General features: G+C 58.5%; 22 protein-coding genes and 2 pseudogenes. 6 read left to right on the top strand and 18 right to left on the bottom strand.

Annotation, left to right across the window (positions count from 1 at the left end; all coding sequences use genetic code 11):
* Nucleotides 1-4: 4 nt before the first annotated feature.
* From F0184_RS07625 to F0184_RS07600, 6 genes are all read right to left on the bottom strand, one after another.
* Complete coding sequence (locus tag F0184_RS07625) at nucleotides 5-3,397, bottom strand: EAL domain-containing protein (RefSeq protein ID WP_172972034.1); 3,393 nt, start codon at nucleotides 3,395-3,397, stop codon at nucleotides 5-7.
* 363 nt (nucleotides 3,398-3,760) lie between these two features.
* The gene (locus tag F0184_RS07620) at nucleotides 3,761-4,891 is read right to left on the bottom strand and encodes an ABC transporter ATP-binding protein (RefSeq protein WP_150495587.1); all 1,131 of its coding nucleotides are present in this window, start codon (nucleotides 4,889-4,891) and stop codon (nucleotides 3,761-3,763) included.
* A 36-nt stretch (nucleotides 4,892-4,927) separates the two neighbouring features.
* Entirely contained in the window at nucleotides 4,928-6,577 is a 1,650-nt protein-coding gene (locus tag F0184_RS07615; RefSeq protein ID WP_150495813.1) for an alpha-glucosidase family protein, read from the bottom strand.
* Between the two features lie 21 nt (nucleotides 6,578-6,598).
* On the bottom strand, nucleotides 6,599-7,777 hold the full coding sequence (locus tag F0184_RS07610) for a carbohydrate ABC transporter permease (RefSeq protein ID WP_150495586.1): 1,179 nt from the start codon (nucleotides 7,775-7,777) through the stop codon (nucleotides 6,599-6,601).
* Nucleotides 7,777-8,778, bottom strand: a complete 1,002-nt coding sequence (locus F0184_RS07605) for a carbohydrate ABC transporter permease (RefSeq protein WP_150495585.1) — start codon at nucleotides 8,776-8,778, stop codon at nucleotides 7,777-7,779. Before F0184_RS07605 ends, F0184_RS07610 begins: the two co-directional genes overlap by 1 nt.
* An 87-nt stretch (nucleotides 8,779-8,865) precedes the next feature.
* On the bottom strand, nucleotides 8,866-10,227 hold the full coding sequence (locus F0184_RS07600) for an ABC transporter substrate-binding protein (protein ID WP_150495584.1): 1,362 nt from the start codon (nucleotides 10,225-10,227) through the stop codon (nucleotides 8,866-8,868).
* Nucleotides 10,228-10,490: 263 nt separating this feature from the next.
* Between F0184_RS07600 and F0184_RS07595 the strand changes: the two genes are divergently transcribed.
* Nucleotides 10,491-11,519, top strand: a complete 1,029-nt coding sequence (locus F0184_RS07595) for a substrate-binding domain-containing protein (protein WP_150495583.1) — start codon at nucleotides 10,491-10,493, stop codon at nucleotides 11,517-11,519.
* A gap of 23 nt (nucleotides 11,520-11,542) precedes the next feature.
* Nucleotides 11,543-12,856 (top strand): GH1 family beta-glucosidase, encoded by a 1,314-nt coding sequence (locus tag F0184_RS07590; protein WP_150495582.1) that lies wholly within the window; start codon nucleotides 11,543-11,545, stop codon nucleotides 12,854-12,856.
* 13 nt (nucleotides 12,857-12,869) lie between these two features.
* Here F0184_RS07590 and F0184_RS07585 read toward each other — a convergent pair whose 3' ends face one another.
* The 4 genes and pseudogenes from F0184_RS07585 to F0184_RS20870 all read right to left on the bottom strand — a co-directional run.
* Nucleotides 12,870-13,712, bottom strand: coding sequence for a fumarylacetoacetate hydrolase family protein (locus F0184_RS07585; RefSeq protein WP_150495581.1), 843 nt, complete (start codon nucleotides 13,710-13,712; stop codon nucleotides 12,870-12,872).
* A gap of 94 nt (nucleotides 13,713-13,806) precedes the next feature.
* Nucleotides 13,807-14,832, bottom strand: coding sequence for a radical SAM protein (locus F0184_RS07580; RefSeq protein WP_342212491.1), 1,026 nt, complete (start codon nucleotides 14,830-14,832; stop codon nucleotides 13,807-13,809).
* A gap of 15 nt (nucleotides 14,833-14,847) precedes the next feature.
* Nucleotides 14,848-15,105, bottom strand: a complete 258-nt coding sequence (locus F0184_RS07575; protein ID WP_150495579.1) for a hypothetical protein — start codon at nucleotides 15,103-15,105, stop codon at nucleotides 14,848-14,850.
* A gap of 65 nt (nucleotides 15,106-15,170) precedes the next feature.
* Nucleotides 15,171-15,314: pseudogene (locus tag F0184_RS20870) on the bottom strand (IS481 family transposase); the annotation flags it as partial.
* A 258-nt stretch (nucleotides 15,315-15,572) separates the two neighbouring features.
* Here F0184_RS20870 and F0184_RS07560 point away from each other — a divergent pair.
* The 4 genes and pseudogenes from F0184_RS07560 to F0184_RS07545 all read left to right on the top strand — a co-directional run.
* Nucleotides 15,573-15,761: pseudogene (locus F0184_RS07560) on the top strand (integrase core domain-containing protein); the annotation flags it as partial.
* A gap of 39 nt (nucleotides 15,762-15,800) precedes the next feature.
* The gene (locus F0184_RS07555) at nucleotides 15,801-16,769 is read left to right on the top strand and encodes a fatty acid desaturase family protein (protein ID WP_172972033.1); all 969 of its coding nucleotides are present in this window, start codon (nucleotides 15,801-15,803) and stop codon (nucleotides 16,767-16,769) included.
* A complete protein-coding gene (locus tag F0184_RS07550) occupies nucleotides 16,756-17,454 on the top strand; it encodes a class I SAM-dependent methyltransferase (protein ID WP_150495577.1) in 699 nt (232 codons plus the stop codon). Before F0184_RS07555 ends, F0184_RS07550 begins: the two co-directional genes overlap by 14 nt.
* A gap of 6 nt (nucleotides 17,455-17,460) precedes the next feature.
* A complete protein-coding gene (locus tag F0184_RS07545) occupies nucleotides 17,461-18,288 on the top strand; it encodes a class I SAM-dependent methyltransferase (RefSeq protein ID WP_150495576.1) in 828 nt (275 codons plus the stop codon).
* Nucleotides 18,289-18,310: 22 nt separating this feature from the next.
* Here the strand turns inward: F0184_RS07545 and F0184_RS07540 are convergent, their stop codons facing one another.
* The 8 genes from F0184_RS07540 to pseF are packed head-to-tail and all read right to left on the bottom strand — an operon-like array spanning nucleotide 18,311 to nucleotide 26,312.
* On the bottom strand, nucleotides 18,311-19,357 hold the full coding sequence (locus F0184_RS07540) for an IS481 family transposase (protein ID WP_150495575.1): 1,047 nt from the start codon (nucleotides 19,355-19,357) through the stop codon (nucleotides 18,311-18,313).
* A 39-nt stretch (nucleotides 19,358-19,396) separates the two neighbouring features.
* Nucleotides 19,397-20,176: a glycosyltransferase family 2 protein gene (locus F0184_RS07535; RefSeq protein WP_150495574.1), complete on the bottom strand. Its 780-nt coding sequence runs from the start codon at nucleotides 20,174-20,176 to the stop codon at nucleotides 19,397-19,399.
* Complete coding sequence (locus F0184_RS07530) at nucleotides 20,173-21,648, bottom strand: class I adenylate-forming enzyme family protein (RefSeq protein ID WP_172972032.1); 1,476 nt, start codon at nucleotides 21,646-21,648, stop codon at nucleotides 20,173-20,175. The genes F0184_RS07535 and F0184_RS07530 overlap by 4 nt, the downstream gene beginning before the upstream one ends.
* Before the next feature lie 40 nt (nucleotides 21,649-21,688).
* On the bottom strand, nucleotides 21,689-21,922 hold the full coding sequence (locus tag F0184_RS20510) for an acyl carrier protein (protein WP_172972031.1): 234 nt from the start codon (nucleotides 21,920-21,922) through the stop codon (nucleotides 21,689-21,691).
* Nucleotides 21,912-22,982, bottom strand: a complete 1,071-nt coding sequence (gene pseI / locus F0184_RS07525) for a pseudaminic acid synthase (RefSeq protein WP_150495572.1) — start codon at nucleotides 22,980-22,982, stop codon at nucleotides 21,912-21,914. Before pseI ends, F0184_RS20510 begins: the two co-directional genes overlap by 11 nt.
* Nucleotides 22,979-24,085 (bottom strand): Gfo/Idh/MocA family protein, encoded by a 1,107-nt coding sequence (locus F0184_RS07520; RefSeq protein WP_150495571.1) that lies wholly within the window; start codon nucleotides 24,083-24,085, stop codon nucleotides 22,979-22,981. Before F0184_RS07520 ends, pseI begins: the two co-directional genes overlap by 4 nt.
* On the bottom strand, nucleotides 24,082-25,629 hold the full coding sequence (locus tag F0184_RS07515; RefSeq protein ID WP_150495570.1) for a hypothetical protein: 1,548 nt from the start codon (nucleotides 25,627-25,629) through the stop codon (nucleotides 24,082-24,084). The genes F0184_RS07520 and F0184_RS07515 overlap by 4 nt, the downstream gene beginning before the upstream one ends.
* The gene (gene pseF, locus F0184_RS07510; RefSeq protein WP_172972030.1) at nucleotides 25,626-26,312 is read right to left on the bottom strand and encodes a pseudaminic acid cytidylyltransferase; all 687 of its coding nucleotides are present in this window, start codon (nucleotides 26,310-26,312) and stop codon (nucleotides 25,626-25,628) included. Before pseF ends, F0184_RS07515 begins: the two co-directional genes overlap by 4 nt.
* Nucleotides 26,313-26,331: the final 19 nt, after the last annotated feature.

The following is a 26,331-nucleotide window of genomic DNA, read 5'->3' as shown; positions in this document are numbered from 1 at the left end:
GCGCTCAGGCCGCGCTGAGCCAACGCTCGTCATGCAGGAAACGGGCGAGGTCTTCCACCGGCATTGGCCTTGCAAAGGCATAGCCCTGCAAGGTCGTGCATCCCAACTCCGTGAGAATGCGGGCGTGTTCCATGGTCTCGACCCCTTCGGCCGTCACCTGAATGCCCCGGGCCGTAGCCATTTCAAGGATGGCCCGGACCAGGTCGATCTGCCCCGGCTCGTCGAGCAGCGGCATGACCAACTGCCGGTCGATCTTGATCCGGTCCGGCTGGAGTTTCAAAAGGCTGATCATCGAGGCGCGGCCACTGCCGAAATCATCCAGTTCGATTTGGATGCCCCGCTCCCGGATCCGGTCGATGTTGAAGCCGATCTCGTCGCAGTCCTCATCGAGCAAGATGGTTTCGAGAAGCTCGAACGCCAGCCAGGATCCGCATGTATCCATCGCCTCGAGTTCCGCCGCGAGGCTCGGGTCGCTGATCCGGGAGAACCCGATATTGACCGACATTTTTGGCGTCGTTATCCCTTCCGACTTTAGCCGAGAACATGCGGCAATCGCCTGTTGCAGGACAACACGGTCCAGATCACCCATGACCTTGAGGTCTTCCGCAACCTCCATGAAGGCGGCCGGCGGCAGAATGCCCCGTTGCGGATGGCGCCACCTTATGAGCGCTTCAAGGCCCGAAAACGCCCGTGTCTTCGCATCGAACTGCGGCTGGAAATGCGCGAAAAACTCATTTCGCTCCATCCCATGCAGGATTTCGTCGGCGAGCTGTTTGCGCTCCGCCATCTCCCACTGCAGGTCGCGCGTGAAAACCTCCACCCGGTTGCGGCCGTTGTCCTTGGCCTTATGCAAGGCGATATCGGAGTTTTTCAATATGCCGGGCGCCTGGTCTGCTGGCAGAACTGCAACCCCCAGGCTTCCCGTTATGCGGATGGTTTGCCGATTAATCTCGAATGGCTTCGCAAAAGCGTCCTTGACTGTGTGACAGATCGCTTCGTGTTCCGCCGATCCATGGCATACGATGACGAACTCGTCGCCCCCAAACCGGGCCAGGAATGCCGTTGGGGGAAGAATGTCGTAAAGGCGCGATGCGACCTGCATGATCACTTTGTCGCCCGTTGCGTGGCCAAGCGTGTCATTCACCAGCTTGAACCGGTCGATGTCCACGTGGATCGCGATGATTTCCCGGCCCGGGTCCGATACTGCGGCCAACTGATAGAGATACTGGTCAAGATGCCGCCGGTTCGGCAGCCCGGTCAGGGCATCATGCAAGCTGTCATGGACAGCGCGTTCCTTGGCTTGCTCCAGATCCCGGGTCAACTCTTCAAGACGCCGCGTTTGCCGCCGTTTTTCCGTGATATCGATCCCCAGGATGACGATGTCGCCATTTGCGCTGCGGCTGTCGTGGACCTCAAAAAACCGGTCATCCAGAAACGACATCTCAAAAGGTCCTTCCGGAGACCGGCACTTCCTGAGACGTTCGGCGATCCATTCCTCTTCCTTGCCATCCGCATCCGGGCGAACGCCTTCCCTGACCAGGGTCCGCACAAGGCCTTCAAGGGTCATATGGTCCGTGAACAGTGTTTCGGGGTTCTTGAAAAGCGAGCGGTATGCCGTATTCGCTGTCACCAGCCGCTCATCCGCATCAAAGACGACAAAAGCATCCTCCAGAGATTCGAACGCGTGCTCCAACCGCTGACGGGCCATGTCCGCATCCTGACGGGCCCTCTCCGTCAAGCCCCGTTGTTCTTCATGTTCGGTTACATCGAAAATGATGCTGTTGAAACGGACCGTCCCATCGGCCAGACGATAGGGCGTGGCCCGGCCATGCAGATGCTTGTGCTGCCCCTCCGCGGTCACGATCCGCCACCGGTGGTCCCAGGCAGACAGGCTGCTGGCCGAGCTGGCGACGGAGGCCTGCATTCCAGGCAGATCCTCGGGCAGAATCATCGCCCAAAGAGCGCCCGGATTTCCGGAAATCTGGGCGGATGTAAGTCCCCAGATATCAAAGCAGCCGGGGCTGAGATACAGGACCCGATCCGCGCCGTTGGGCAGGATTTCGTACTGAAACACGGCGCCCGGAACGCTTTCGGCAATATCCTTGAAGCGGCGCTCGCTGTCACGGGCCCGCAATTCGGCCCGGCGCAGCAGACTGAGATCATAGTTGACGCCTGTCACGCGAACGATCCGCCCAGCGGCGTTGCGAACCGCCATACCATAGGCTTTCAGGTGTTTTGTCTCGCCAGCCGGCGTCACAATCCTGAATTCGGTGTCATAAAGAATGCCGTTTTCGATGGTATTGCGAAACAGATCTTGGGCCAGTTCGAGGTCATCGGGGTGAACGCGACCCGACCAGTCGGTGATTTCACCGGAGAACTGCCCGGCTGGCACACCATAGAGCCCCATCAACGTTTCATCCCAAAAAAGGGTTTCGCTGTCGCACTCGTATTCCCAGATGCCGATCTGGCCGGCCTTGCTGGCAAGCTCGAGGCGCTCGGCCATGGCTTCCGCTTCCGCCTTGCGCTCCTCCATCGCCCGATAGGCTTGACCGTAAAGACGGGCTCCCGCCGCTGCCGCCAGAGTGGCGAGTATACCAAGCAGTCCCTGCAGATAGCTGCCCCCCAGCGCCCGGGCGTGAATGTCATCAAGCGGACGCTGCACCACAATAGACAACGGCCAGCCGTCTATCGGTTCAGCAACGGCAAAGGCGTCTGCGGGCTGATTGAGACCGGCCACCGCCGTGGCCTGATCCGGGCGGACTGGATCAGATTGTGTCTGTCCTCCACTCAGCGGCAGAGCGGCACTCTGGCTCTTCAAGAAAACCCATGAGCCGCCAGCCGTTTCCATCGCATCAAGAACAGGGCTCAGGAACTCCCGCCTGAGGGCAACAGCGATCACCGCGGAAAGCTGTCCCTGCCGATCCAGGACCGGACGGCTGACGGGAATGGACAGGCTGCCATCGACCCGGCTTTGAAGCGGGGAGCCGACATACAGCGGAACACGGCTGCCCGGGTCGACCGCGCGATGAACAGAAAAGTAGGAGCGGTCGGAGACATCAAGGCCCAGACCCAACAGATCATCCCGGCGTTCCGCAACGACAACACCCTCGGCATTGACCACGATGATGTCACTCAGCGCCGGAAGCGCGGCCTCGATATTGGCCAAAGAAGCTTGTGTCTGGACCGCGCCGTCCTCGGCAATCGTCAGCGCCAATTGATCCAAGGCCAGTTTCACCGTCTGCAGGACCGCCGACGCCTGGCGGGCAACGAAGCGCGCGTCCTTCTCGGTGGCTGCGCGCTCATTGGCCACGCGATCCGAATAGCCGGTGACCGTGATGGCGAGCGTCATCACCAGGCCGAGCAGCAGAACGGCTTTCCAAAGTTGTCTGATCGCCATTGATTTCATGCGTCGGGACCCTGTTATTATAGGGGCACCCTAAGTGTAAATTCTTATATGCCGCGTTAATAGATCAAAAGATTCGAAATCTTTCGACGCCGCCGGTCAGTTGAACACCAGATCACGAAGCAATTCTTCAAATCAGCGATTTGGGGATCGCTGGCTTGCCCCTGGGTGAGCCTGACACTCCCGCGGGCGGCCAGTTCGGATGAAAAAGCCTGTTCAGATATCTACGGCCAGCAGAGCCGGCGGCACATGGCCCAGCCATGACCTGACGTGGCTCGATGCGGCCCATACGAGCGGCTCAGGTCACGGAGCACGCCGATTGTTCCCGCAACTCATTTTGCAACCAAATGCGTTCGGTCAGTGCGGCGCGACCCCGGGCAGGAACACAGACACGTCCCGGTATAGAAGCGAGATCCCGTCCTTGAAGACGTGAACCTTGTCGGGCGTAGCGGTGAGCCGGACCTCGGTCCCGCGCACCTGCGTATGGATCCCGAACAACTTGGCGACAATGCCACCGTTTCCCTCAGCGTTCTTGGAGAAATAGAGGAGTGTGACCTCCCCCAGCGCTTCCGTGATCGCGACCGTGCCGTGAAAGGCGAAGGTCTCGTCCTGCGTGATCACCATATCCTCGGGCCGGATGCCCACTTGAACACGCGCACCCTTGTCCTCCGGCCGGGATGGATAACCGGACAGGATCGTTCCGCCGCCGCGGTCGAGCTTCAAACGGGTTGTCTCTCCGGTTTCCACGATTTCGCCGTCGAGGAGGTTCATCGCCGGGCTGCCAATGAACTGGGCGACAAAAACAGAGTTGGGGCGCTGGTATAATTCTAGCGGCGCCCCCACCTGCGCAATGCTGCCGCCCGCCAGAACCACAATGCGGGTGGCCAGGGTCATCGCCTCCACCTGATCGTGCGTGACGTAGACCATCGTCGAATCCGGCATCTGTTCTTTGAGCTGCGCGATCTCGATCCGGGTTGCCACGCGCAAAGCGGCATCCAGGTTGGAGAGCGGTTCATCGAACAGATAGACCTTCGGGTCCCGGACAATCGACCGTCCGATGGCCACCCGTTGGCGCTGCCCGCCGGAAAGGGCCTTCGGCAGACGGTCCAAAAACGGGGTCAATTGCAGCTTGTCGGCCGCCGCGCGCACTTTCCCGTCGATCTCCGCCTTCTTTTTTCCCGCCAGCTTCAAGGCGAAAGCCATGTTATCATAGACCGTCATGTGCGGATAAAGCGCGTAGGATTGGAACACCATCGCGATCCCCCGCTCGGCTGGTGGCACATCGTTGACCCGAACCCCGTCAATCTGAAGCTCGCCGCCGGAAATCTTTTCCAGACCGGCGATCATGCGCAGCAGCGTGGACTTGCCGCAGCCGGACGGCCCCACGAACACGACCAGTTCCCCCTGATCGATATCCAGGTCGATGTCATGCAGCACCTGAACGCTGCCGTAGGATTTTTCCACTTTGGAGAGCTTCAGCTCGGCCATCACTTCCTCCCGACGGGGCGTTGCCCGCCCGCTGTTTTAGTCTTGTGCCCTGGTTGCAAAACAGGCTTGATAACCGGGCAGCACACCGCCGCCTTCGATCGCGTCCGCCGAAAACGGCGCCCGCGTATCCCGTGTCCAGACGCCTTGCGGCATGTGAAGCGACACCGGCGTGTCCCTCAGGTTAAAAGCGCAAAACACCTCTTGCCCCTCGTGGCTGCGAATGAAGGACAACACCCCGTCCTTTGCCTCGACGAAGGTGAAGTCGCCCTTCGCCAAGGCCGGATGCAACCGGCGAAACGCGATCATGTCACGATAAAACGACAGCATGGAAGCCGGATCGCCAGTCTGGATGCCGACTGAACTCTGGATATGCTCAACAGCAACAGGCAACCAGGGCTTCACATCCGTGAAGCCTCCGTGAGGCGTCTCCGCGATCCATGGGATCGGCGTGCGGCATCCATCGCGGCCCTTGAATTTCGGCCAGAACCGGACGCCATAGGGATCCTGAAGATCCTCATAAGCCACATAGGCTTCGCCCAGGCCCAACTCCTCCCCCTGATAAAGACAGACCGAGCCGCGCATGCTCAACAGGAGAGCGGCATAAAGACGATAGGCGGCGTCGCTCAGGACCCAGCGGGTCCCGTGGCGAATGACATCGTGGTTGGAATAGGCCCAGCAGGACCAGCCGTCGCCGATCATCCGCTCATGTTCGTCAATGATCCCATGCAAGCTCTCGGCGGTGGGCGTCTGACCCGACAACAACTCGAAGGAATAGCACATATGCATCTTGTCCCCGCCGCCGGTATAGGCGGCCTGGAGCTGGGGGCCATACTGGCCGTCGCCAACCTCCCCCACCGCAGCGGTCGCGGGATATTCATCCATGATCGCCCGCAAGCGCTTCAAAAAGTCGAGGTTCTCCGGCTGGTTCTTGTCGCGGATGTGGTCCTGCCAATTGTACGGGTTGACCTCCGGCGCAGCCTTCGCCGTGCGCTGCTCCGGCGGTAGGGGCGGATTGTCCCGGAGCTCCGTGTCGTGAAAGTAGAAATTGATCGTGTCGAGGCGGAACCCGTCGACGCCCCTTTCCAGCCAGAACCGCGCGATGTCCAGAACCTCCTTCTGAACCTCCGGATTGTGAAAATTGAGGTCGGGCTGCTCTTTGAGAAAGTTGTGCAGATAGTACTGCATCCGCTCGCCGTTCCATTCCCAGGCGGAGCCGCCGAAAACGGAAAGCCAATTGGTGGGCGGTGTTCCATCCGGCTTCGCGTCCGCCCAAACATACCAGTCCGCCTTGGGATTATCCCGGCTGGACTGACTTTCGGCGAACCAGGCGTGCTGGTTGGATGTGTGAGAGATGACCAGATCGATCAACACCTTGAGACCGAGCGCATGCGCACGATCGATCAGCGCATCGAAGTCGCCGAGCGTCCCGAAGATCGGATCAATATCGCGGTAGTCCGAGATATCGTAGCCGAAATCGAGCATCGGCGAGCGGAAAAACGGGGAAATCCAGACCGCGTCCGCGCCCAGTTCCGCGACGTGGTTCAGCCTGTGGATGATGCCGGCCAGATCACCAACGCCGTCATGATTGCTGTCTTGAAAACTGCGGGGGTAGATCTGATAGATCACCGCCCCGCGCCACCAGTCCTTGTCGAGCCCCACGATCTTATCGCGGGCGATATCCTGCATCAGGTTCATTTTGTGTGATCTCTATTTGACCGAGCCGGCCAGCAGGCCGCGCACCAGATATCTCTGCATTGTAAAAAAGAGCATGAGCGGAACCGCGATCGACACGAAGGCGGACGTCGCCAGAATTTCCCAATCCCCGCCACGGGTCCCGAGAAGTTCGACGATCTGGCGCGTCATGACCGTGGTCTGGCCCGAGCTATCGATCAGGAACACCATCGCCACCAGCAGGTCGTTCCAGGTCCACAAGAACTGGAAAATCGCAAAACTGGCGAGCGCGGGAAAGCTGAGCGGCAGAACGATCCTCACGAAGATCTGGAAATCGCTGGCACCATCCACCCGGGCATTTTCGATGATCTCGCGCGGCAACCCGACCATGTAATTGCGCAACAGGTAGATCGCGAGCGGCAGCCCGAACCCGGTATGCGCCAGCCAGACGCCGAGATAGCCCTTGCCGATGCCGATTTCATTGTGAAGCTTCAACAGGGGGATCAGGGCCAGTTGCAGGGGCACCACAAGCAACGCCACCACCCCGGCGACCAAAATGGCGCGGCCGGGGAAGTCCATCCAGGCAAGCGCGTAGGCGGCAAAAGCGGCAAACAGGATCGGGATGATCGTCGCCGGTATGGTGACGGTCAACGTGTTGAAGAAGGCCTTGGTCATGCCTTCGCGGTTACCAGGTTCGAAAAGCACCTTCCGGTAGTTGTCAAAGGTCAGATCCGGGGGCGTCTCGGCGGTGACAAACACGCGCTGTCCCCGCCCGCTGATCTGATCCCCGTTCCCGGACCACGAATAGTCTCCATTGGACCGAACGGTCATGGTTTCCCCATCGCCGAGATCCGCCGTCTCGCCGGGCCGGTACGCGTCTATCGCGCGCGATGAAGTTCCCCACGATCGGATCGTGGCGCTCACCTGTTCGGCGTCCGGAACGTGGCCGCCGGCAACGAACAGATTTCCCTCGACCGTGTAGCGGCCGGCGCCATCAGCCGTTCGATTGTCATCGGGATCGGCCGCCCGCAGGGTCTGATTGATCTCGGCCGGAAACAGCGCGGCCCACCAGCCGGACGAGCGGATCTGTTCGGTTGTCCGAAAGGACGACACCAGAAGCCCAACCGTTGGCAGCACCCACAGCAGAACCAGAAAAACGACGGAGATGTTGACGGCCCATGTCAGGCGGGACTTGGTCCCCGCAATATTGTCCATCACCGCATCTCCTTGCGGGCGTTGTAAACATTCCAAACCAGGATCGGCGTCACCATCAGCATGATGATCATCGCAGCCGCCGACCCCACGCCCCAATCATTTGCGCGAAACAGCTTGTCGTACATGTAGTTGGCGAGGACCTGGGTCTCCCACTGGCCATTGGTCATGGCGAAGACGATATCGAACACCTTCAGGACGACAATGGTGATCGTGGTCCAAACGACCACGATCGTGCCCGTGATCTGGGGGACCTTGATGCGGAAAAAGACCTGAAAGGGATTGGCCCCGTCGACGATCGCGGCTTCGACGGTTTCTTCCGGAATGCCGCGCAGTGCTGCCGACAGGATCACCATCGCAAAGCCTGTCTGGATCCAGACCAGGACCGCCATCAAAAAGAAGTTGTTCCAGAACGGGATGGTCAGCCAGGTCTGCGGCTCGTTGCCGCCAAGCGCCAGATAGACGGCATTCAAGATGCCGATCTGCTCCTGATCCAAGGGACGGGCATCGTAAACCAGCTTGAAGATCACGGCCGCGCCAACGAATGAAATCGCCATCGGCATGAAAATCAGGGACTTGGCGAAATTGCCCCACCTGATGCGGTCGGTGAGTTGAGCCGCCAGAAGACCGAAAAAGGTCGATGCTGCCGGCACCACCAGCAACCACAGCACATTGTTGCGCAATGCTTCCCAGAATTTCGGATCGCCCGACATTTGCGCGTAGTTGTCGAGGCCGACAAAGGCCCCGCCCGCCGCTTGGTCCGTGATCGAGAGGCGAATTGTTTCGATCACCGGATAGGCCAGGTAAAGCCCCAGCCCGAACAGGGCGGGCGCGAGGAAAACCCAGGGGCGGATCGCATTCGCCCGGTTGATATTCCGGCCCGCGTTCGGCCCGTGCGGCGGGAACAGCACCTTGTCCAGCACCAGATTGGAAAGATAGAAGTACCCGATACACCCGCCGACGCCGACCACAATTGTCAGCAGGCCTTGCACGGCTGGATTCATGACCACCTCCCGGCTTCACAGTGCGCCCGAGGAACCATGCCAGGTGACCCGGAACCGGATCCACAGGTCACCTGGCAGACTCACGGTCTACTTGATGGCGTCCCAGCTGTTCTGGATTTCGCCGGCAACCGCTGCAGCTTCGGCCCCGCCCGCATAATCCACCATGCCCGTCCAGAACGACCCTGCACCAATGGCGCCCGGCATCAAGTCGGAGCCATCGAACCGGAAGGTTGTCGCGCCCAGCAGGATCTCTCCCTGCCCGCGCACAGTGTCATCCTGATAGGTTGCGATGTTCACGCCTTGATGCGGCGTCAGGAAGCCGCCCTGCGCCATCATGATTTCATGCGCGAACGGTGTTTTCAGAAACTCGATGAAGGCCATCGCGGCATCGTTCGGATTGGTGACAGCCATCAGCGTTCCGCCGCCCAGAACCGGATTGCCAAGGTCCTTGTCGGCATAGGCCGGGAAATAGAAGAAGTCCGCATCCTCGCCAATCACCGTGCCTTCCGGGAAATAGGCGGGAATGAACGAGGCTTGCCGATGCATGTAGCAGGCAGGAGGCGCGGCGAACAGACCGGAGGGACTGTCGCGGAAATCGGTGGTCGCCACGGCGCCCGCACCGCCGGCCACATACTCGGGGTTTCGCGCGAACGACCCGAATTCCTCGATGGCCGCGACAACCCGCGGATCGTCAAACGGGATCTGGTTGGTCACCCAGGTATCGTAGACTTCAGGCGGCTGGGTGCGGAGCATGAGATCCTCGACCCAATCGGTGGCGGGCCAGCCCGTCGCCGCGCCCGAGCCCAGACCGATGCACCATGGTGTTTCGCCGTCAGCCACGATCTGATCCGAGAGCGTCTTCAGCTCCTCCATGGTTGTCGGCACCTCATAGCCCGCATCCTCGAAGTTCTCGGGCACATACCAGACCAGCGACTTCAGATTGACGTTGAAGAAAAAGCCGTAGAACTGGTCCTGACCCGACGGATCTGGATAGGTGCCAAGATCGACCCAGGATTCGCCTGCGGCGAAATTCTCGCCCACCCAGTTTCCGGTTTCCTCTCCAAGCGGCGTCAACAGCCCGCGGGCAGCCATGGTCACGGCAAGGCCAGGCTGGGGGAAGACCGCGATGTTCGGAGCCGAACCGGCCTCTGCGTCGATGACGATCTGCTGCTCGAAACTGTCGGATCCGGTATAGGTCGCATCGACCCCGGTGGCGGCCTCGAAATAGGCGAGCAAATTGTCAAAGCGATCCGCTTCGGACGACAACCAGGGCCCTGCGATGGTCAGGCTCTGACCAGACAGATCATGGCCATCCGCGAACGCGGTGTAGCTGTCCCATGTGAAGGCGCCCTCGCCGACCGGAACAATCAGGTCCCCGGACGCCTGGGCCATCGTCATGCCGACGGACAGGGCCAGCGCCGCCGTCCCTGAAAACAGGGTCTTTCTCATGCCATTCCTCCCGTTCCACGGCCCTGTCTGGTGCAGGGCTTTTGCGTGATCAGAACTCTTCAAACCAAATCCAAAGCGCTTTGGCTCTGTTCCTAGCGTCGGTCATGTCCGCACGGAAGTCAATCTCGGAGGTTGCATCTGGCGAAAATGCCGGGATTTTCCTGTCCCCAACCCGCGCCAAAACGCGGAACCTTTGACAGCCGGCCCTTGCCCCGGCTACTCTCCAGAAAAATTTAAAGCGCTTTGAATCGGCGGTAAAAAATATGAATCTCAAGGAGCTGGCGGCCTCGCTCGGTCTGTCCCAGACAACGGTCAGCCGGGCCTTGAACGGATACCCGGAAGTGCGGGAGGAAACCCGGCTGCGTGTCGAAGCGGCGGCGAAGGCGGCCGGATATCAGCCCAATGCCCGCGCGCGGCGCCTTGCAACGGGCCGTGCCATGACCATCGGCCATGTTATCCCGCTCAGCGGGGAATCCGACATGGTCAATCCGATTTTCAGCGATTTTCTGGCCGGTGCGGGCGAAGTCTATGCGCGGGAAGGTTATGATCTGCTGCTGTCGATCGTTGCGGAAAGCGAGGTCGAACGCGCTTTCAGGCAAATGGCCGCGAACGGCTCGGTGGACGGGGTGATGATCCAGGGGCCAAAGCGCGAAGACCCGCGAATCCCGCTGGTGCAGACATTGGGGCTTCCGTTTCTCGTCCATGGCCGGACGGGTGACTATGACAGCTACAGTTGGCTCGACATCGCGAATTTCAGGGCCTTCAAGCGGGCCTCCGAGTTTCTGCTGGATCTGGGCCACACACGGATCGCACTCATCAATGGTTTGGAGACGATGGATTTCGCGATCCGCAGGCGCAAGGGCTACGAAACCGCGCTCCAGGATCGCGGGATCGCGCCAGACCCGGCCTTCATGCGCTCGGACACCATGACGGAGGGCTATGGCTACCTGGCCGCGGCCGACATGCTCGCGCGCTCCGCTTTGCGGCCCACCGCCTTTCTCGTGTCTTCGGTGATGTCGGCCATGGGCGTGCGACGGGCGATTGGCGATGCCGGACTGCGGCTGGGCAAGGATGTCTCCTTGATCACCCACGACGATGTCCTGTCCTACCTGAACAACGATCGGGACGGACCGGCGTTCACGGCGACCAAATCGTCGGTCCGCGCCGCCGGACGCCGGTGCGCTGAAATCCTCATCAAGATCATTGTCTCGCCAGAGACGGGGCCGGTCCAGGAGCTTTGGGAGCCCGAACTGACCGTTGGCTATTCGACGGGACCGGCGCCGCCCGGCTGAACGCAATTCTAGAGGAGCATGCCGTGCGTTTCACCAGAGACGACTTTCCCCCCGACTTTGAGTTCGGGGTCGCCACCTCTGCCTATCAGATCGAGGGCCACGCCCAAGGGGGCGCCGGATCGACCCATTGGGACACGTTCGCGGCAACGCCAGGAAACGTGGCTGGCGGTGAAACCGGTGCGATTGCCTGCGATCACCTCAACCGTTGGACCGAGGATCTCGATCTTGTGCGGGATCTGAACGCCGACATCTACCGGTTTTCCATTTCCTGGGCCCGGGTTCTGCCTGAAGGACGCGGGCCGGTCAACGACGCCGGGCTCGACTTCTATGACCGGCTCGTGGATGGCATGCTGGAACGGGGCATCAAACCGGCGGTCACGCTCTACCACTGGGAAATGCCGTCAGCTCTGGAGGATCAGGGCGGCTGGCGAAACCGGGACGTGGCCAACTGGTTCGCCGATTACACAGAGCTGGCCATGGACCGGCTGGGCGACCGGATCTGGTCCGCGGCTCCAATCAACGAACCGTGGTGCGTCGGTTGGCTGTCCCACTTCGAGGGCGTGCATGCTCCGGGCCTGCGGGATATCCGGGCCACAGCCCGCGCCATGCACCATGTGCTTGTGTCCCATGGCCGGGCGATTGAGGTCATGCGCGGCCTGGGCATGACCAACCTTGGCGCGGTCTGCAATTTCGAATGGGCGGACCCGGCCGATGAGCGCCCCGAAACCGTCCTCGCGGCCCGACGCTACGACGCGATCTACAACCGGTTTTTCCTGGAAGGCCTGTTCAAGGGGCGGTATCCGGACGAGGTGCTGGACGGCTTTGCGGCACATCTGCCCCCCGGGTGGCAGGACGATTTCGCCACGATCATGGCACCGATCGACTGGCTGGGCCTGAATTACTACACCCGCAAGCGCATCCGTCACCGTGACAGCGCGTGGCCCAGCTATGAAGATGTCGAAGGCCCGCTGCCCAAGACCCAGATGGGTTGGGAGATCTATCCAGCGGGCCTCAAGAAGTTCCTGGTTCGCACCGTGCAAGACTATACCGGTGCCCTTCCCCTATATGTCACGGAGAACGGCATGGCCAACGCCGATGAGCCCGGCATGCCGGACACCGCGCGCATCGACTATCTGGAGCGCCACTTCGAGGCCGCCCGGAGCGCGATTTCGGAAGGCGTTCCGCTCAAGGGCTACATCTGCTGGTCGCTGCTCGACAATTACGAATGGTCATTCGGCTATGAGAAACGTTTCGGGCTGGTGCATGTGGACTTCGCAAGCCAGACACGCACCCCCAAGGCCTCCTACCGGGCCCTTGCACGGGCCTGGCGGCGGTAGTCCGGCTCCCCCCTTAATCGGCAACCACCTCCTGGCGCTGCTGGCCGAGACCGTCGATGCCCAATTCCACGATGTCCCCCGCCGTCAGGTAGCGCGGCGGCCTCATCCCCATTCCAACGCCCGGCGGCGTTCCGGTGGAAATGACATCGCCTGGATGCAGCGTCATGAACTGGCTCAGATACGAGATCAGGAAGGCAACGCCATAGACCATGGTGCGCGTGGAGCCCTGCTGCATCGTCTCGCCGTTGACCTTGAGCCACATACCCAAGTCCTGAACGTCGCCGGCCTCGTCCCGCGTGACCAGCCAAGGCCCGAGCGGACCGAACGTGTCGCAGGACTTGCCCTTCGTCCACTGCCCTGCCCGCTCGATCTGAAAAGCCCGTTCGGAAACATCGTTGGCGACACAATAGCCCGCAACATGATCCAGCGCGTCGGCTTCGGAGACGTATTTCGTTTCGTGGCCGATGATCACGGCCAGTTCGACCTCCCAGTCCGTCTTGGTGCTGCCACGCGGCAGGATGAGCGCATCGCGGGGCCCGCACATGGCGCTGGTCGCCTTCATGAAAACGACCGGCTCTGGCGGCACGTCCAACCCGCTTTCCGCCGCATGATCAGCGTAATTCAGACCGATGCAAATGAACTTCCCCGTCCCGGCGACCGGCGGGCCAAGGCGTGTGGCCGGATCGATTTCCGGAAGACTGCCCGCGTCAATCCCACGCAGGGCCGACAGTCCCGCGTCGGAGAGAACCGTCTGACCAATGTCAGGCACGATGCCTGTGAGGTCACGGATGACGCCCCGCTCGTCCAGAAGTCCGGGCCGCTCGGACCCAGGGGCGCCATGACGGAGGAGTTTCATCGGTTCATTCCCTATTCAAAAAAAGCCAGTGGCAACGCAGACCCGCTGCCCGCAATGTGTTCGGCCCGCACCCCTTGCGGCAAGCCGGCTTGCCTCAATAGACCAGGAACGGTGGCACGACCCTCGTGCGGTCGATCTGCATCCGCTTCAGTTCATTGAACACTTCACCGTAAAAGTTCACCGAGCCAATCACAATGTTCGTTTCGTCCAAACCGATATCCGAGACCGGACGGACGGTGTGCCCCTGAAAATCCATCCCGTGCCGGGTCTGGCTCGGATCGACAACCTTGATCACATTGAAGTTCCGGCGGAAGCTCGGATTGTCGAGGAGCCGCCGCGCGAACTCGCCCGTTCCCCACAGGATCACATCCGAACCGGCAAAACGATCGAGCGATTTCTGGATCCGGTCCTTGATCATCTTGCGGTCCGGGTCTGGCGTCTCTTCGGCTTGCAGTCCCGCAAACCCTCTTTCCTTCAGCCTGGCGAAGACATGATCGTCCAGGGACACCGCCCCGACCCCGATTTCCTGCAGCCGGAAGAACAAATACATGATGCTGTCGAGATAGGAGAAAATCTCGTTCTCGATCTTGAAATCCGTGCTGATCAGAAAGGAACAGGCCTGCAGATCGTGGGCAATGATCTTGTCGACAAAGCCGTCGAGTTCCATGCTCGCGTGATTTTCCGAAACGAAGATGTACTTGATCGTGACCAGATCGGGCGACTGCCTCGAATAGGCCTGAAGGTGCTTGAATACCTTTTCCATTCCGGACGACCGCCGGATTTTTTCAAAGGTGTCCGCTGTGCCCGCGTCGATACTGGTGGTCAGGGACACACGCCTCTCATCGACAGCAGCCTGAATCACGGGCGAGTACTTCAAGGCGTTGGTGAAGATCCGCTGGGTCTTTGGCTGGAAACGCTCTTGCGCGAACGAAAACACCTGATCGAAGTCTCGCAGGGCCGTCGGCTCGCCCCCGCCCCAGGCAATGTGCAGGTCGGGGCTGACCCGCTCAACACTGTCGGCAAATCCGATGATATCGAATTTCGGCCGCACCCCGCCGTAATAGACCTCGGAACAGTAGGTGCATTTCATGTTGCAGACGGGATGGTATTCGAAGGAGATGTATTTGATGGTCTCCTAATCGATGGGTTCCCAGTCCGCCTCTTTCAGGTGCGGGCATCCATCGCACCGGGTGTCCGTCCCTGCGTTGATCTGCCTGACAAGATCCTTTTTGGCCTCGACCAAGCTTTCAAAGCTGAGTTCTCCCTGGTCGGGGGAAATGTTTAATGACACATCACCCTTCAACTGGCCGTCCACAAAAAACCGTTGGCAACAAGTGCGGACATCATCGGGCGCGATGTAAAGCGCGCTTTGAAGATAGGTGCAGCTTTTCATCGGCCTATACCTTTTCTCCTATAAGCCGGCTCAACTTAGCCAAACCGGCGCGGTCGAAGCCCCCCTGTCCGGTCCATTCCCCGCTGCCGGCACGCCTCAGCTACATTGCCAAGTTCCCTGGCCAGTTCCAGAACGCTCAGCCGCTGCTGTGCGACTTTGCTGGCTGCATCACGGGACCCCGTCCTCTTAGCCGTAGATGATTGACCCATAGCGTGTTCCTCCGTCCTAAAAATAGCGTGGAAAGAAGGTTAAGTAGACAGCCTATCAGAAGGCGGTCATGGGGCTCACCCATCACTGCCATATCCTTGAAACCGGAAACGAAAGCTTCCGCTTCAAAAACAGCACCGCAAATCAGGCCGACAACGAAGGGAGAAAACCAAAATCTTGACCGCGACATAACTGCCGTTCAATACACAAAAGGCGGGTTAATTCTCGGTGGAAATACTGGGTCAGTTCTCAGTGAAAATCAACAGACAGCCTATGTCGAACGCTACAACTGGACTGTCCGCCATGAATGGCTCGGCCAGAACATATTCGAAACGATCAATCATGCACAGGACCAAGCCACGCGTTGGCTATGGACATACAACAACGAGGGGCCCAACATGGCAATCGGCGGCATGACGCCAGCAATGAAACTGAAAGCAGCAGCCTGAAGTCCAGTTTGCGACCCGACGAAAAATGGGATGATTACCATGAAAAGAATTAATCCCAAATACGAACCTATAGCGGTTTCAAAGATCTTGAGGAAAGATGAATATCGGAATCTTGCTAAAAAAAACGATATGGTGGCGACAGCATATCTTCTTTATCATACTGCCGTTCTTTTTTTTCTTGGTACATGTTTAAATATAAGCATGCAAAGTGAAATCTATTCACTTTCTTTATTAATTTTTATGCTTTATTGTAGCGCATTTAATTTTTTAGGTACCGCCGGCGCTATGCACGAATTCTCGCATAACACCGTTTTTACCCAAACAAGTATAAACAGTTTCTTTTTTAAACTATTAGGCATCCTTACTTGGACCAATGCATCAATGTTCAAAGCCACTCACTTAAACCATCATCGTAATTTCCTTTTTGAGGATGATCTTGAGGGAACATTAGGCCACGGTAAACGGTTAAAAAGTCTCGAAATAATTGGCAAAATTTTCTTCTCTCCTTCAAATGTCTCGAAACGTGTTTATTATACAATTTTGTCTGCACTTGGTACTTTTAAGAATCCGAAACTGAAAAGTCTTTTGGACGAAAAACAGAAGAGCAATATTCAAATTGATGCACTTTCGACGATAAGCTTTCACAGTTTAATGATCTACTTGTCCTATTCAATAAACAGCTATTACCCAGTACTACTGCTCACAGTGCCATCATTTATTGCTCAATATCCAACTTACTTATTGGCCTCTTCTCAGCATAATGTGGAAATTGGAGAAGCAAATAAATACACTCAGCTTTCAGCCTCGGTATCTATGAACTTGCCCTTTTTCCTAAGGGCACTTTATTGGAATATGAATTTTCACAGCGAGCATCATTTGGCTCCAGCAGTTCCTCATTATAATCTTAGAAAGCTACAACAAGCTTTGATGAGATCTCCAAGCACAAAAGAAAATTTAAATATTCAAAGCCTAAAATCGGAGATGAGAGGGAATTATGTCAAAAATTAACGTGATTCGTCCATCACATTTGTTGACCCTCTTCAATAACTGTGACTTGCAGCGCGCTTTTGTTTCAGAAATTCCAGACGGAGATATCGGATCAACATCCATGCTTGAAAAGGTTTGCCTCGTAGTTCTGGGGCGATTAGTAGAAGCTAAAAGTGTTTTTGAATTTGGGACTTTCAAAGGCGAAACAACTAAGCTCTTCATTTCCAATAAAATTGGGGAGAGCGTCGCGACTCTTGACCTAGAATATTTTGAGGGAGAGATTTCCAGAGAGAACTTTGATTTATCTAACGATGTAGAGAATGATCGATTCTTGACGCGAATTCGAAAAGCCAGTGTCGACCTTGAAATTAAAGAAGTTGCCAGATCCCTTGGCGTTTCAGTTGAACTTTTAAAAAATAATTCAATGAGTTTAGACGTTTCTCATCGTAAGGGCAGATATGATTTAATTTTCATTGACGGTGGTCATACATCAGAAATTATCGAAAACGATACTAAGTTGGCATTAGCTATGCTCGCAAAGGGTGGTTGCATTGTCTGGCATGACTATGGCTCGAAAGTGCATACTGAAGTCACAAAATATTTAGATAAATTATCTTACGATCGATGCCTATTTTCAATCGGTAGCACAAGCATTGTTTTTCATTCAGATAATGAAAAATTGACTAGAGGTCTTCCAAGAAGGTGAGCCTGGGTGAGGTTAGATAAACTCATTTCAAGTGAGCTTGAATACTTCGAGCCGATATTGAAGCGGCAGAAGGAAGCTACACAGGAAGCGCGAGAAGCTTGGCGTAAAGAAACCGTTGCTCAAAGACTAGAGCGAGTTTCGCTTGAAACTTATGATCTTTGTAAGGGAACTGTTTCACAAGGACTGTTTAAGGGGCTGCAGCTAAATAGAGATGCCTGGTGGGGAAAAAGTGACCTTGGTGCGCAATGCCTGGGGCTATATGAAAAGGAAATTTTGGACTTTATTTCTGCTCGAGCACCGTTCGATACTTTCTTGGATATAGGGGCTGCAGATGGCTATTACGCTGTTGGATTATTGCACGCTAAAAAGACAAGAAAAGCGATATGTTTTGAAATTTCCGAAGAAGGACAACGCGCAATCAACGAAAACTGGCAGAGAAATGAGAAACCTGGAGAACTTGAAGTTCACGGTGAAGCAACCAAGAAAAATATTGCGTCAGTTGCCTCGAATTTAACAGACAAAACACTTGTATTAATTGATATTGAGGGATTTGAATTTCAATTACTCTCAAAAAAAGTAATTGCGGCGCTAGGGAAGTGCACCGTAATAATTGAGATACATAATTGGATTGATGGATTTGAAAACAAGTATCCAGATTTACTGAAAAATCTTGATAGATTTTTTGATATTGCGATTATTTCGCCCTCAGAAAGAAATACACAAAGCATTGAATTGCTTCGGAGTTACACAGACGACAACCGTCTGTTGGTTTCGTCAGAAAGACGTCCGTGTCTTATGCGTTTCCTTCATTTGACACCAAAGAAAGACAGATGAGCGCCTCTATTTACCTGTCCACTTAACCTTCTTGACTGACGAATGACATGACGGTTTCGATTGGTCTTCGTCCCATGTTTCGATAGCCCAGATGCGGGCGTTGGGTGTTGTAGTGGACGAGCCACTCATCGAGATCTGCCTGAAGCGCTTCGACGGTTTCATAGAAGGTCTCGCGCATCTTGATGCGGAAGAATTCGTCCAGCACGGTCCCGTTGAACCGCTCGACGAAGCCATTGGTTTTCGGCGTCTTGACCTTGGTGCGGCGGTGTTCGATGCCGTTGAGGTCGAGATAGAGTTCGTAAGGGTGGCGCTCGGTGCCGCAAAATTCCCGGCCATTATCCGTCAGAACCGCTTTAACCGGCAGATCGAGATGGCGGTAGAAAGGCAGCACGTCGTTGTGCAGCACCGCCACGGCAGCTTCCGGCTGTTTGGAGACGTGCAGGAAGCCAAAGGCGTAGGACCCGAAGGTGTCGACCACCGCGTGGAGATAGACCTTGCCGACACCCTTCAGGTTGCCCACGAAGAACGTGTCGGCCGAGAGCAGCTCACCTGGAGCGGAACTCTCCACGTGCCTCTCCCGGAAACACGGGTTCAGCTTCTCCAGAAACGTGGCTTGTTGCGGGGTGATCTCGATGGCTTTCCCGGCATTTTGTGCCTCCAGAGCCAGCCAGCGGTCGATCTTTGTACCCAGGCCCAGATCATGGAGGATCTTCTGGATGGTGATCGCCGAGACCCGGACCCCCTCCAGTGCCAGCATCGCCTCGTGCCGGTTGCAGCCGTAGGCGGGATGGGCCAGCGCAAGCGCCTTGATCTTCTCCACCACCTCCGGCGGTGTCGTCTGCGGGTGGCTCTTGTGGATCGGCGGCAGGTCTTTCAAGCCCTCGAAACCCTGCGTCTGAAACCGGCGCTTCCATTCATAGAAACTGCTCCGGTCCATTCCCCGCTGCCGGCACGCCTCAGCTACATTGCCAAGTTCCCCGGCCAGTTCCAGAACGCTCAGCCGCTGCTGTGCGACTTTGCTGACCGCATCACGGGACCCCGTCCGCTTAGCCGTAGATGATTGACCCATAGCGTGTTCCTCCTTCCTAAAAATAGCATGGAAAGAAGGTTAAGTGGACAACCCATGCGCGCCATAGGCGAAGTCGTCCGAAAGATCCGCACCGTACAAACCCTTTTCCAAGAGCCGGTTCCGCAGGTCCACGATCGCTCCGAGCAGACCCTTGATGTGTCTTTCCGAAACCGTGTTGACAATCGAAATCCCGCTCCAGTGCTTCTTGTAACAATATGCATTCAGGATCAAACGTCGCTCAGCCAAGATTAAACCGAGATTGGAAAAAACGATATCCTCGTAGAAGTCGCGGCCGAATCTGAGGTCATGGGCTTGGACGAGCTTTGAGTGATAGATGCTGAAGATGACCGATCCATCCAGCTCGGACCGCAAGCTGGTCTTGGCCATCAGGCGGCGATCGTCGGCTATCCGCTCGAAATCGTACTTCCGCGCCACTGTGTCTTCACTGATGAAATAGCCATTGAAGGTGATGAAATCGCGATTGAGATGTTCGCCGCGCCGCAGGACATCGGCATAAGGTTCGGCGATGATTTCGTCATCCGCATCGATGAACCCGATCCATCCCTCCGATACCTGATCGAGCGCGTGATTTCGGGCGGGGCCCGGCCCCCCGTTTCGCGGCAACCGCAAGACTTCGAGAAACGGATGCCGGGCTTTGAGCGTCATCAGGATCGGGTGGGTGTCGTCGGTCGAACAGTCGTCGACCGCGATCATGCGCAACTCACCATCCATGAGAGAACTGAGACGGCCAACCGAGGCAACGGCACGGGACACGGTTTGCGCACCGTTGAAAACCGGCATGATGACCGTCAATTTCATTGCACAATATCCACGCGCGCAACGGGATCCCTAAGCGCTTCAAGGCTGAGCGAAACGATCTGCTTGCGATCGAGCTTCCCGCTGGTCAGGGTCGGGAACCGTTCAAACCGACAAATCCTCGCCGGGACGCAGTGTTTGGGCAGTGCGGTCCTGGCAAAGGCCAGGATATCGCGGTCTGTCACCGCGTCGTGGCTTGGCACATAGGCCAGCCCCACAAGGTTTTCAAAGACCGTGTTCGGAACGCCGAAGGCAACACAATCCAGCACATCCCGGCAGCCTTGAAGGCCGGCTTCGACTTCCGCCGGGAAAACAACGAGCCCGGCCGACTGAAAGCTCTCCCCTTGCCGCCCCAGGTAGTAGAGCCGGCCTCGCTCATCGATCCGGCCAAGATCACCGCTGCGGAACCAGCCGTCTTCGGTGAAGGCATCCTGCCACCGGGCGGGTGCGCCAAAATAGCCGTCGCAAAGGTAGGCCGACTTCAGCTGGATCTCGCCGTCCCGTATCCGGATCTCCACACCCGGCAATGCAGTTCCCAGATGCGCGGTATCCAGCCCTTTCTGATAGCGCACGGCTGTCACGCAGGCGGCTTCGGTCATGCCGTAGATTTCCCAGAATTCAAAAGCGGCTGCATCCAGCACCTTGGTCTTGAATTCCGCTTCGGCGGGAGCCGAGCTTGTTACCATCACCCGGAAACTGTCGAGGATTCCGGGATCGGCGGAAAGTGCGGGCTGAAGTACCTTCAAATGCGTCGCCACCGCGATCGCGAGCGTGCTGCGATAGGCTCGCGCGGCCGTGATCCAGCGGTCCGGGACAAAGGGATAGGCCTTGATGAGGGCTGCCCCGCTCAGCAAGGAAACGAACAGGTGCCGTTGCCCGAGGCTGTGATGAAGCGGAGAGACACTGAGCACGCGGTCGTCCGGCGTGATGCCAAACAACTCGATGGACTGGAGACTGCGCTTGAGTTTCACGGCCTGCGAAATCGCGATGGCCTTCGGCAGGCCGGTCGAGCCGGAGCTGTGGGTGATCAGGAAGGGCGCGTCCGTTCCCTCCAAGGCGGCGGCATCATCTGCCACCCGCCAGGCCATCAGGCCGTCAAGACCCAAGCCGATCCGGTCTTGGCCAAGACCGAGCGCGTCGGCACAGCCGGCATCCGGACACACGACCAGTCTGTCGCCGAACCCCTGGATCATTTGCGCAAGCCGGGCCGGTGGCTCACGGTCGCTCAACGGGACGAAGGTTTTGCCCGCGCAGGTCGCCGCAAGCACCAGAGGCAGGGATGCGCCATCCGGTTCGCCAATCTGGACAATGAATTGTTCCTGACAGCTTGCGAGGATTTCGGCCGCGCCTTCGGCCCGCTCGCGGACCATCCCGTAGGTCCATTCCGCCTGCGCGGTGACATCAATGATCGCGGGCCGGTTCGGATCGCGGTCCGCGATCTCCACAAAACGCTGCCAGAGGGATCTGTCTATCATCGTCAATCCTGATCGGTGTCTGGGCAACGCCGGTTGGCTGTCAGCGGGCCGTTGCGGTTTCGACCGCCGCCTCCAGGGCTGCCAGGGTAATCGGCCGCTCGACCAAGGCCGCCAGATCGAGCCGTGCACCGCTGCGCATCTCGATCTCGAGCAAAAGCTGCATGAGGTCATAACTGTCCAGCACGCCGCTCCGGTAAAGACAGGCATCCGGATCGGCCGGACCAGCCTTGCCGATGGCCCTCAAGGCCTCCGCAAGCATTGCATCATGCGTCATCGGTTGGTGACCCTCCGTCTATCAAGTCCCAGGACATGCGTTCGCCGGCCCGCACGTCCCGGCGCGCCGTTCGCCCCAGGATATCGGGCAGGAAGCGCGGGGGCATTCCGAAACTTGGCCGCTTGGACTGAACATTTTCAATAGAAAAGACCTCTCCGGCGCGAACATCGCGCACCACATAGAGCGATCGGCGCCCCGACAGCGACGGCCGGGCCGCCTCGGATATTCTCAGGCCCGCCTCGCCCACGGATTGGGCGGCAAGATGCACCGAGCGCTTGAAGGCGGGCAAGTCACCAAGCGACATCGAAAAGGCCGCATCCACGGACGTGTCGTCGCCGGGCAGCTTGAAGTGCTTTTCGATGAGCCTGGCACCGAAGGCTGCCGCGACGATCGCCGCCTCGGCCCCCTTGGTATGATCGGAAAACCCGGCAGGGCAGCTGAAGGTCCGCGCCAGATAAGGGATCGCGGCCAGATCCAGCGCCTCATGGGGCGATGGATAGGCCGAGGTGCATTTGAGGATGATGAACGGTGTGCCGGCGTGCTGCAGCGGCGCCACCGCCCGGCGGACATCTTCCTCTTCCGCAAGCCCGGTCGACAGAATCACGGGTTTGCCGGTAGCAGCAAACCGTTCGATCAATCCGATGTCGGTGATCTCCGGCGAGGCGACCTTGTAGACCGGACAATCGAGACCTTCAAGAAAGTCGACGGCCGTTGTGTCGAAGGCGGAGGCGAAGATCGGCAGGTCAACCTCCTTCGCCACTTCGAACATGGCGGCGATCCAATCCCAGGGCGTGTGCGCCTTTTCATAAAGGGCGTGCAAGGTCTTGTAAGCGGCCCAGTCATTGTCCGGCGCAAGCCGGAAGTCCTCAAAATCACTGTTCAGCGTGATTGTATCGGGGCGGTAGACCTGAACTTTCAGGCTGTCGGCCCCGGCTTGTTTCGCCGCCCGCACGAAAGACAACGCCTTGCCGAGGTCGCCTTGATGGTTGCCGCTCATTTCCGCGCAAATATGCGGCAGGCTTGGGACATCGGAATCAAACAGTCTGACGAGATCGGTCATAGCGATACCCAGGTTGATGTGCGCTCGGCCGCCGAGGCCGCATTGAGGAAGCGGATACCGTCGATCGCCTCATCCGGTCCGCTCATCCACGACACGCCGTCCTCACCCTTTTGGAACGCCCGGAAATCTTCGGCAAGATCGCGGTAGAAATAGCCGAATGCTTCAACAAAACCGGTGGGATGCCCGGCCTTGAACCGGTCGCCGCTTGCCAGGTCGGGCCGGATCTCGCCGCGGGTCACCAGCTTGCGGGCCGACTGCATGTCCGACACCACGAAGTGGTCTGGATCCTCCTGAACCCATCGCAGAGCGCCGTCCTTGCCATAGACCTCGATGGTCAAACCATTCTTGAAACCGAGATGCGATTTGGACAGCCAATAGCTGACGCCCACCCCATCGGCCCGATCGACCCAGATCTCTGCGGCATCCACGACGCCAAAGCTGTTCGCCGTCCGCCGCATGCGCGCCGCTACCCGGGCCGGGCTGGGTGGCAGGATACAGCGTTCCAAGTGATAGGCATGTGTGCCCAGATCCAGCAGAAGCATCGGGATTTCGGGATCCGCCTGGCGCCAGGGCTGGGGCGGACCGATCAGGGCTTCACGGGCGAAAACATCGGACGGAACGCTGATCCGTATGTCGCGAACCTCCCCGATGGCGCCCTCCCACCGGCGCAGCATGAGTTCGCGCACCATCGGATAGGCGGAATAGTTGTGAACGAAACGGACATAGGCTTGTGGTGACCCCGCAAGGGCCGTTTCGATCCGGTCCGCTTCCGCGGGGGTGCAGGCAATCGGCTTTTCCACCAGCGTGGGAACGCCAGCCTCAATCAGGGTGAGAAGCTGGTCGGCGTGATCGGGCGATGGTGTCAGCAGGGCGACCAAGTCGAACTTTGTGCGCTCCGCATCGAGGAACTCCTTCAGGCTCGCGTAGTGGCGACTGAACTCCAGTCCATAAAAGGCATGGGACGCCCGGTTTTCCTCCTCGAGATGGGAGAACATGGCCGGTCCCACCCGCCAGTGCCCGTCCATCCGAGCCGCTGCGAGATGTGTTTTGCCCACCGCGGAAGTCTCTCCGCCGCCAATGAACCCGATGGTGAGTGGTCTCATGCACAGCGCTCCAGGATTTCGAATCTGTCATTTGTACCGGGAAACAGAACGCGCGCGGCAGCCCGCGCCTCCGGTCCGGCCTCGGTGAAGCCCATGCGCCGGTTCAAGGCCAGAACCGCGCGGTTGCCGCGATCGATGGTCGCCACCCAGCGGTGGCCCGGAAAATGCGCCGCGCAATGCTCGAGTTGCCATTCCAGCAGCCGGATCACCTCTGCGAAAATCGGCCGGTCCGAGGCGGGAAACCAGCCGCCATAGAGATATGGCGTATCGCCGATCCAACGCTCCTTGTGCCAGAAAAAGGCCGCGTAGCTGCCGTCGGGGTGGAGGATCGCGAAACGGCCCGCAGGCTCGGAGAGCCACCAGTTCACATGTTCCGGCCAGGAAATCCGATGGTCAGGATGGGTCGAAAGGGCGCGGACCAGCGGCGCAGTGCGAGCCTGCCACCACGCCGGAGCGTCGCCGGGACCGCAAGACCGGATCAGGTCAACCGGAGGATCTTCAAGGATCTCCAGGCGGCTGTCCTTCCCGGGGGCACCCGTCGTCAGAACCACAATCTCGCCGGCGATCCGCGCGGCGCCTTGTCCATCCAGGACAGCGGCCCCCTCCTGCAGGACTTCAAGCAGAGCGGAACGCTGGGCTACGGCGAGGGCAATTGTCCGTTCAATTGCATCCGGTTCTTGAAGATCGGCCATGTCCAGATGAAGCAGATGGCCCAATCGAGCCCAGGCCGGTTTCGCATCCGTTTGCGTGCCTGACAAAACGAAGGAAATAGGGATTGCGCCCTGCATCAGCGTTTCATAAAGGGAGGTGCTGCTCGGCCCGGCCACATAGTCATACCGGCCGAAGACCGATCCGCCGTCGCGGGACCAGTCAATGAGGCGATCCCCCCGCCGCAACTCGATGTTGCCCGAAACCCAAGACCGGCTTTCAGCGGTTGGGCACAGCCAATCGGTCGAGACGTCGTTGGCGATGGCCGCCCGTTGAATACTCCGGTAAACGCCCGCCCGGTGGTCAAACCTTCCGGATGCACCGCTATGCGCCAGTAGTCTTGGCTTTTCCGCCGAAACCAACGAGGCGCGGTCGGCGCGTGCCACATCCGTGACGAAATAGGCCGGCCCGCCAAGGAACCGCGACGATGGCTTCAGGGCATGCGGTGGCCGCGCGCCGGGCGTGTAGTTGATCACCAGCGCCGATGCCGCAGCCTGGCCAAGATCGTCAAAACACACCAGTGGCACCCGATCCCCGAGCGCCTGTTCCATGAAGGGCAGCCGGGTGTAGCTGTCACAGACGACACAGCGGATTTGATCCGTTGAAACACGGCGCGAAAAAAGATCCGCCTCGTCGGGAGCGCTCAGCGCCTCGGGGATCCGTTCGATCGCCACATCGCCTTTGAGGAAAACGGCCGGGTCCGGGGCATCATGATCCACCAGGATCAAGGATTTCAGACCCCGTGACGCGAGTTCTCCGGCCAACACCACGCAGCGCTTGAGATGACCGAGCCCGGATGCCGGGGAAAAATCGCAGCGGAGCAGCACGTCGGTCATGGCATCTGCTTTCGCCAGTGGTAAACCGCGCGCGCAAATTCCAGATCCTCCGGGGTGTCGATGTCGATCGCGCGATAGCGTTCGATTTCAACGCCCTTGGTGCGGGCGAGAAAGGAATGGACGCCGCGCCGCCAGGCAGCCACCCGGCCAAAGCTGAACATCCCCGCATCGTGGAACAAGGGTGCCAGATCTTGAGACCGGGTGTCGACGGCCGCCCGGTTCTCCATCCCAACATGCCCGTCCGGCGTCATCGACAAGGCCCTCTGGGGGGCGGACTCGAAGCGTTTGACGCCAATTACATAATCAAGCTCGGGCTCGGTGCTCAACAGCTCGCCCGCACGGATCAGGTCCCGTTGCTCGATGAACACTGCGGTGGGCACCACCATGCACACGGCATCGGCATTCCCCTTCCAGGCTTCCAAAGCATGCTGGACCACAGGCAGGATAGGCGTGATGTTATCCGCCAGATGCGCTGGGCGGGTGACCGGCTCGGCCCCGGTCCTGCGGGCGGCATCCAGGATTTCGGCATCGTCACTGCTGACAAGAACGCTCTCGAAAACACCTGAGAGCCGAACGGTTTCCAACACGATAGCCAGCGCCGGTTTGCCGCTGAACAGCGCCAGATTCTTGCCCGGAACCCGAACACTGCCGCCGCGCGCTGGTATGATCGCAATCGATTTCATGGCCCGCCGTGGACTTGAT

The sequence above is a fragment of the Roseibium aquae genome, assembly GCF_008711285.1.
Classification (GTDB): Bacteria; Pseudomonadota; Alphaproteobacteria; order Rhizobiales; family Stappiaceae; genus Roseibium; species Roseibium aquae.
The sequence above is the reverse complement of the archived record's forward strand: the minus strand, read 5'-3'. Positions and strand labels throughout refer to the sequence as shown.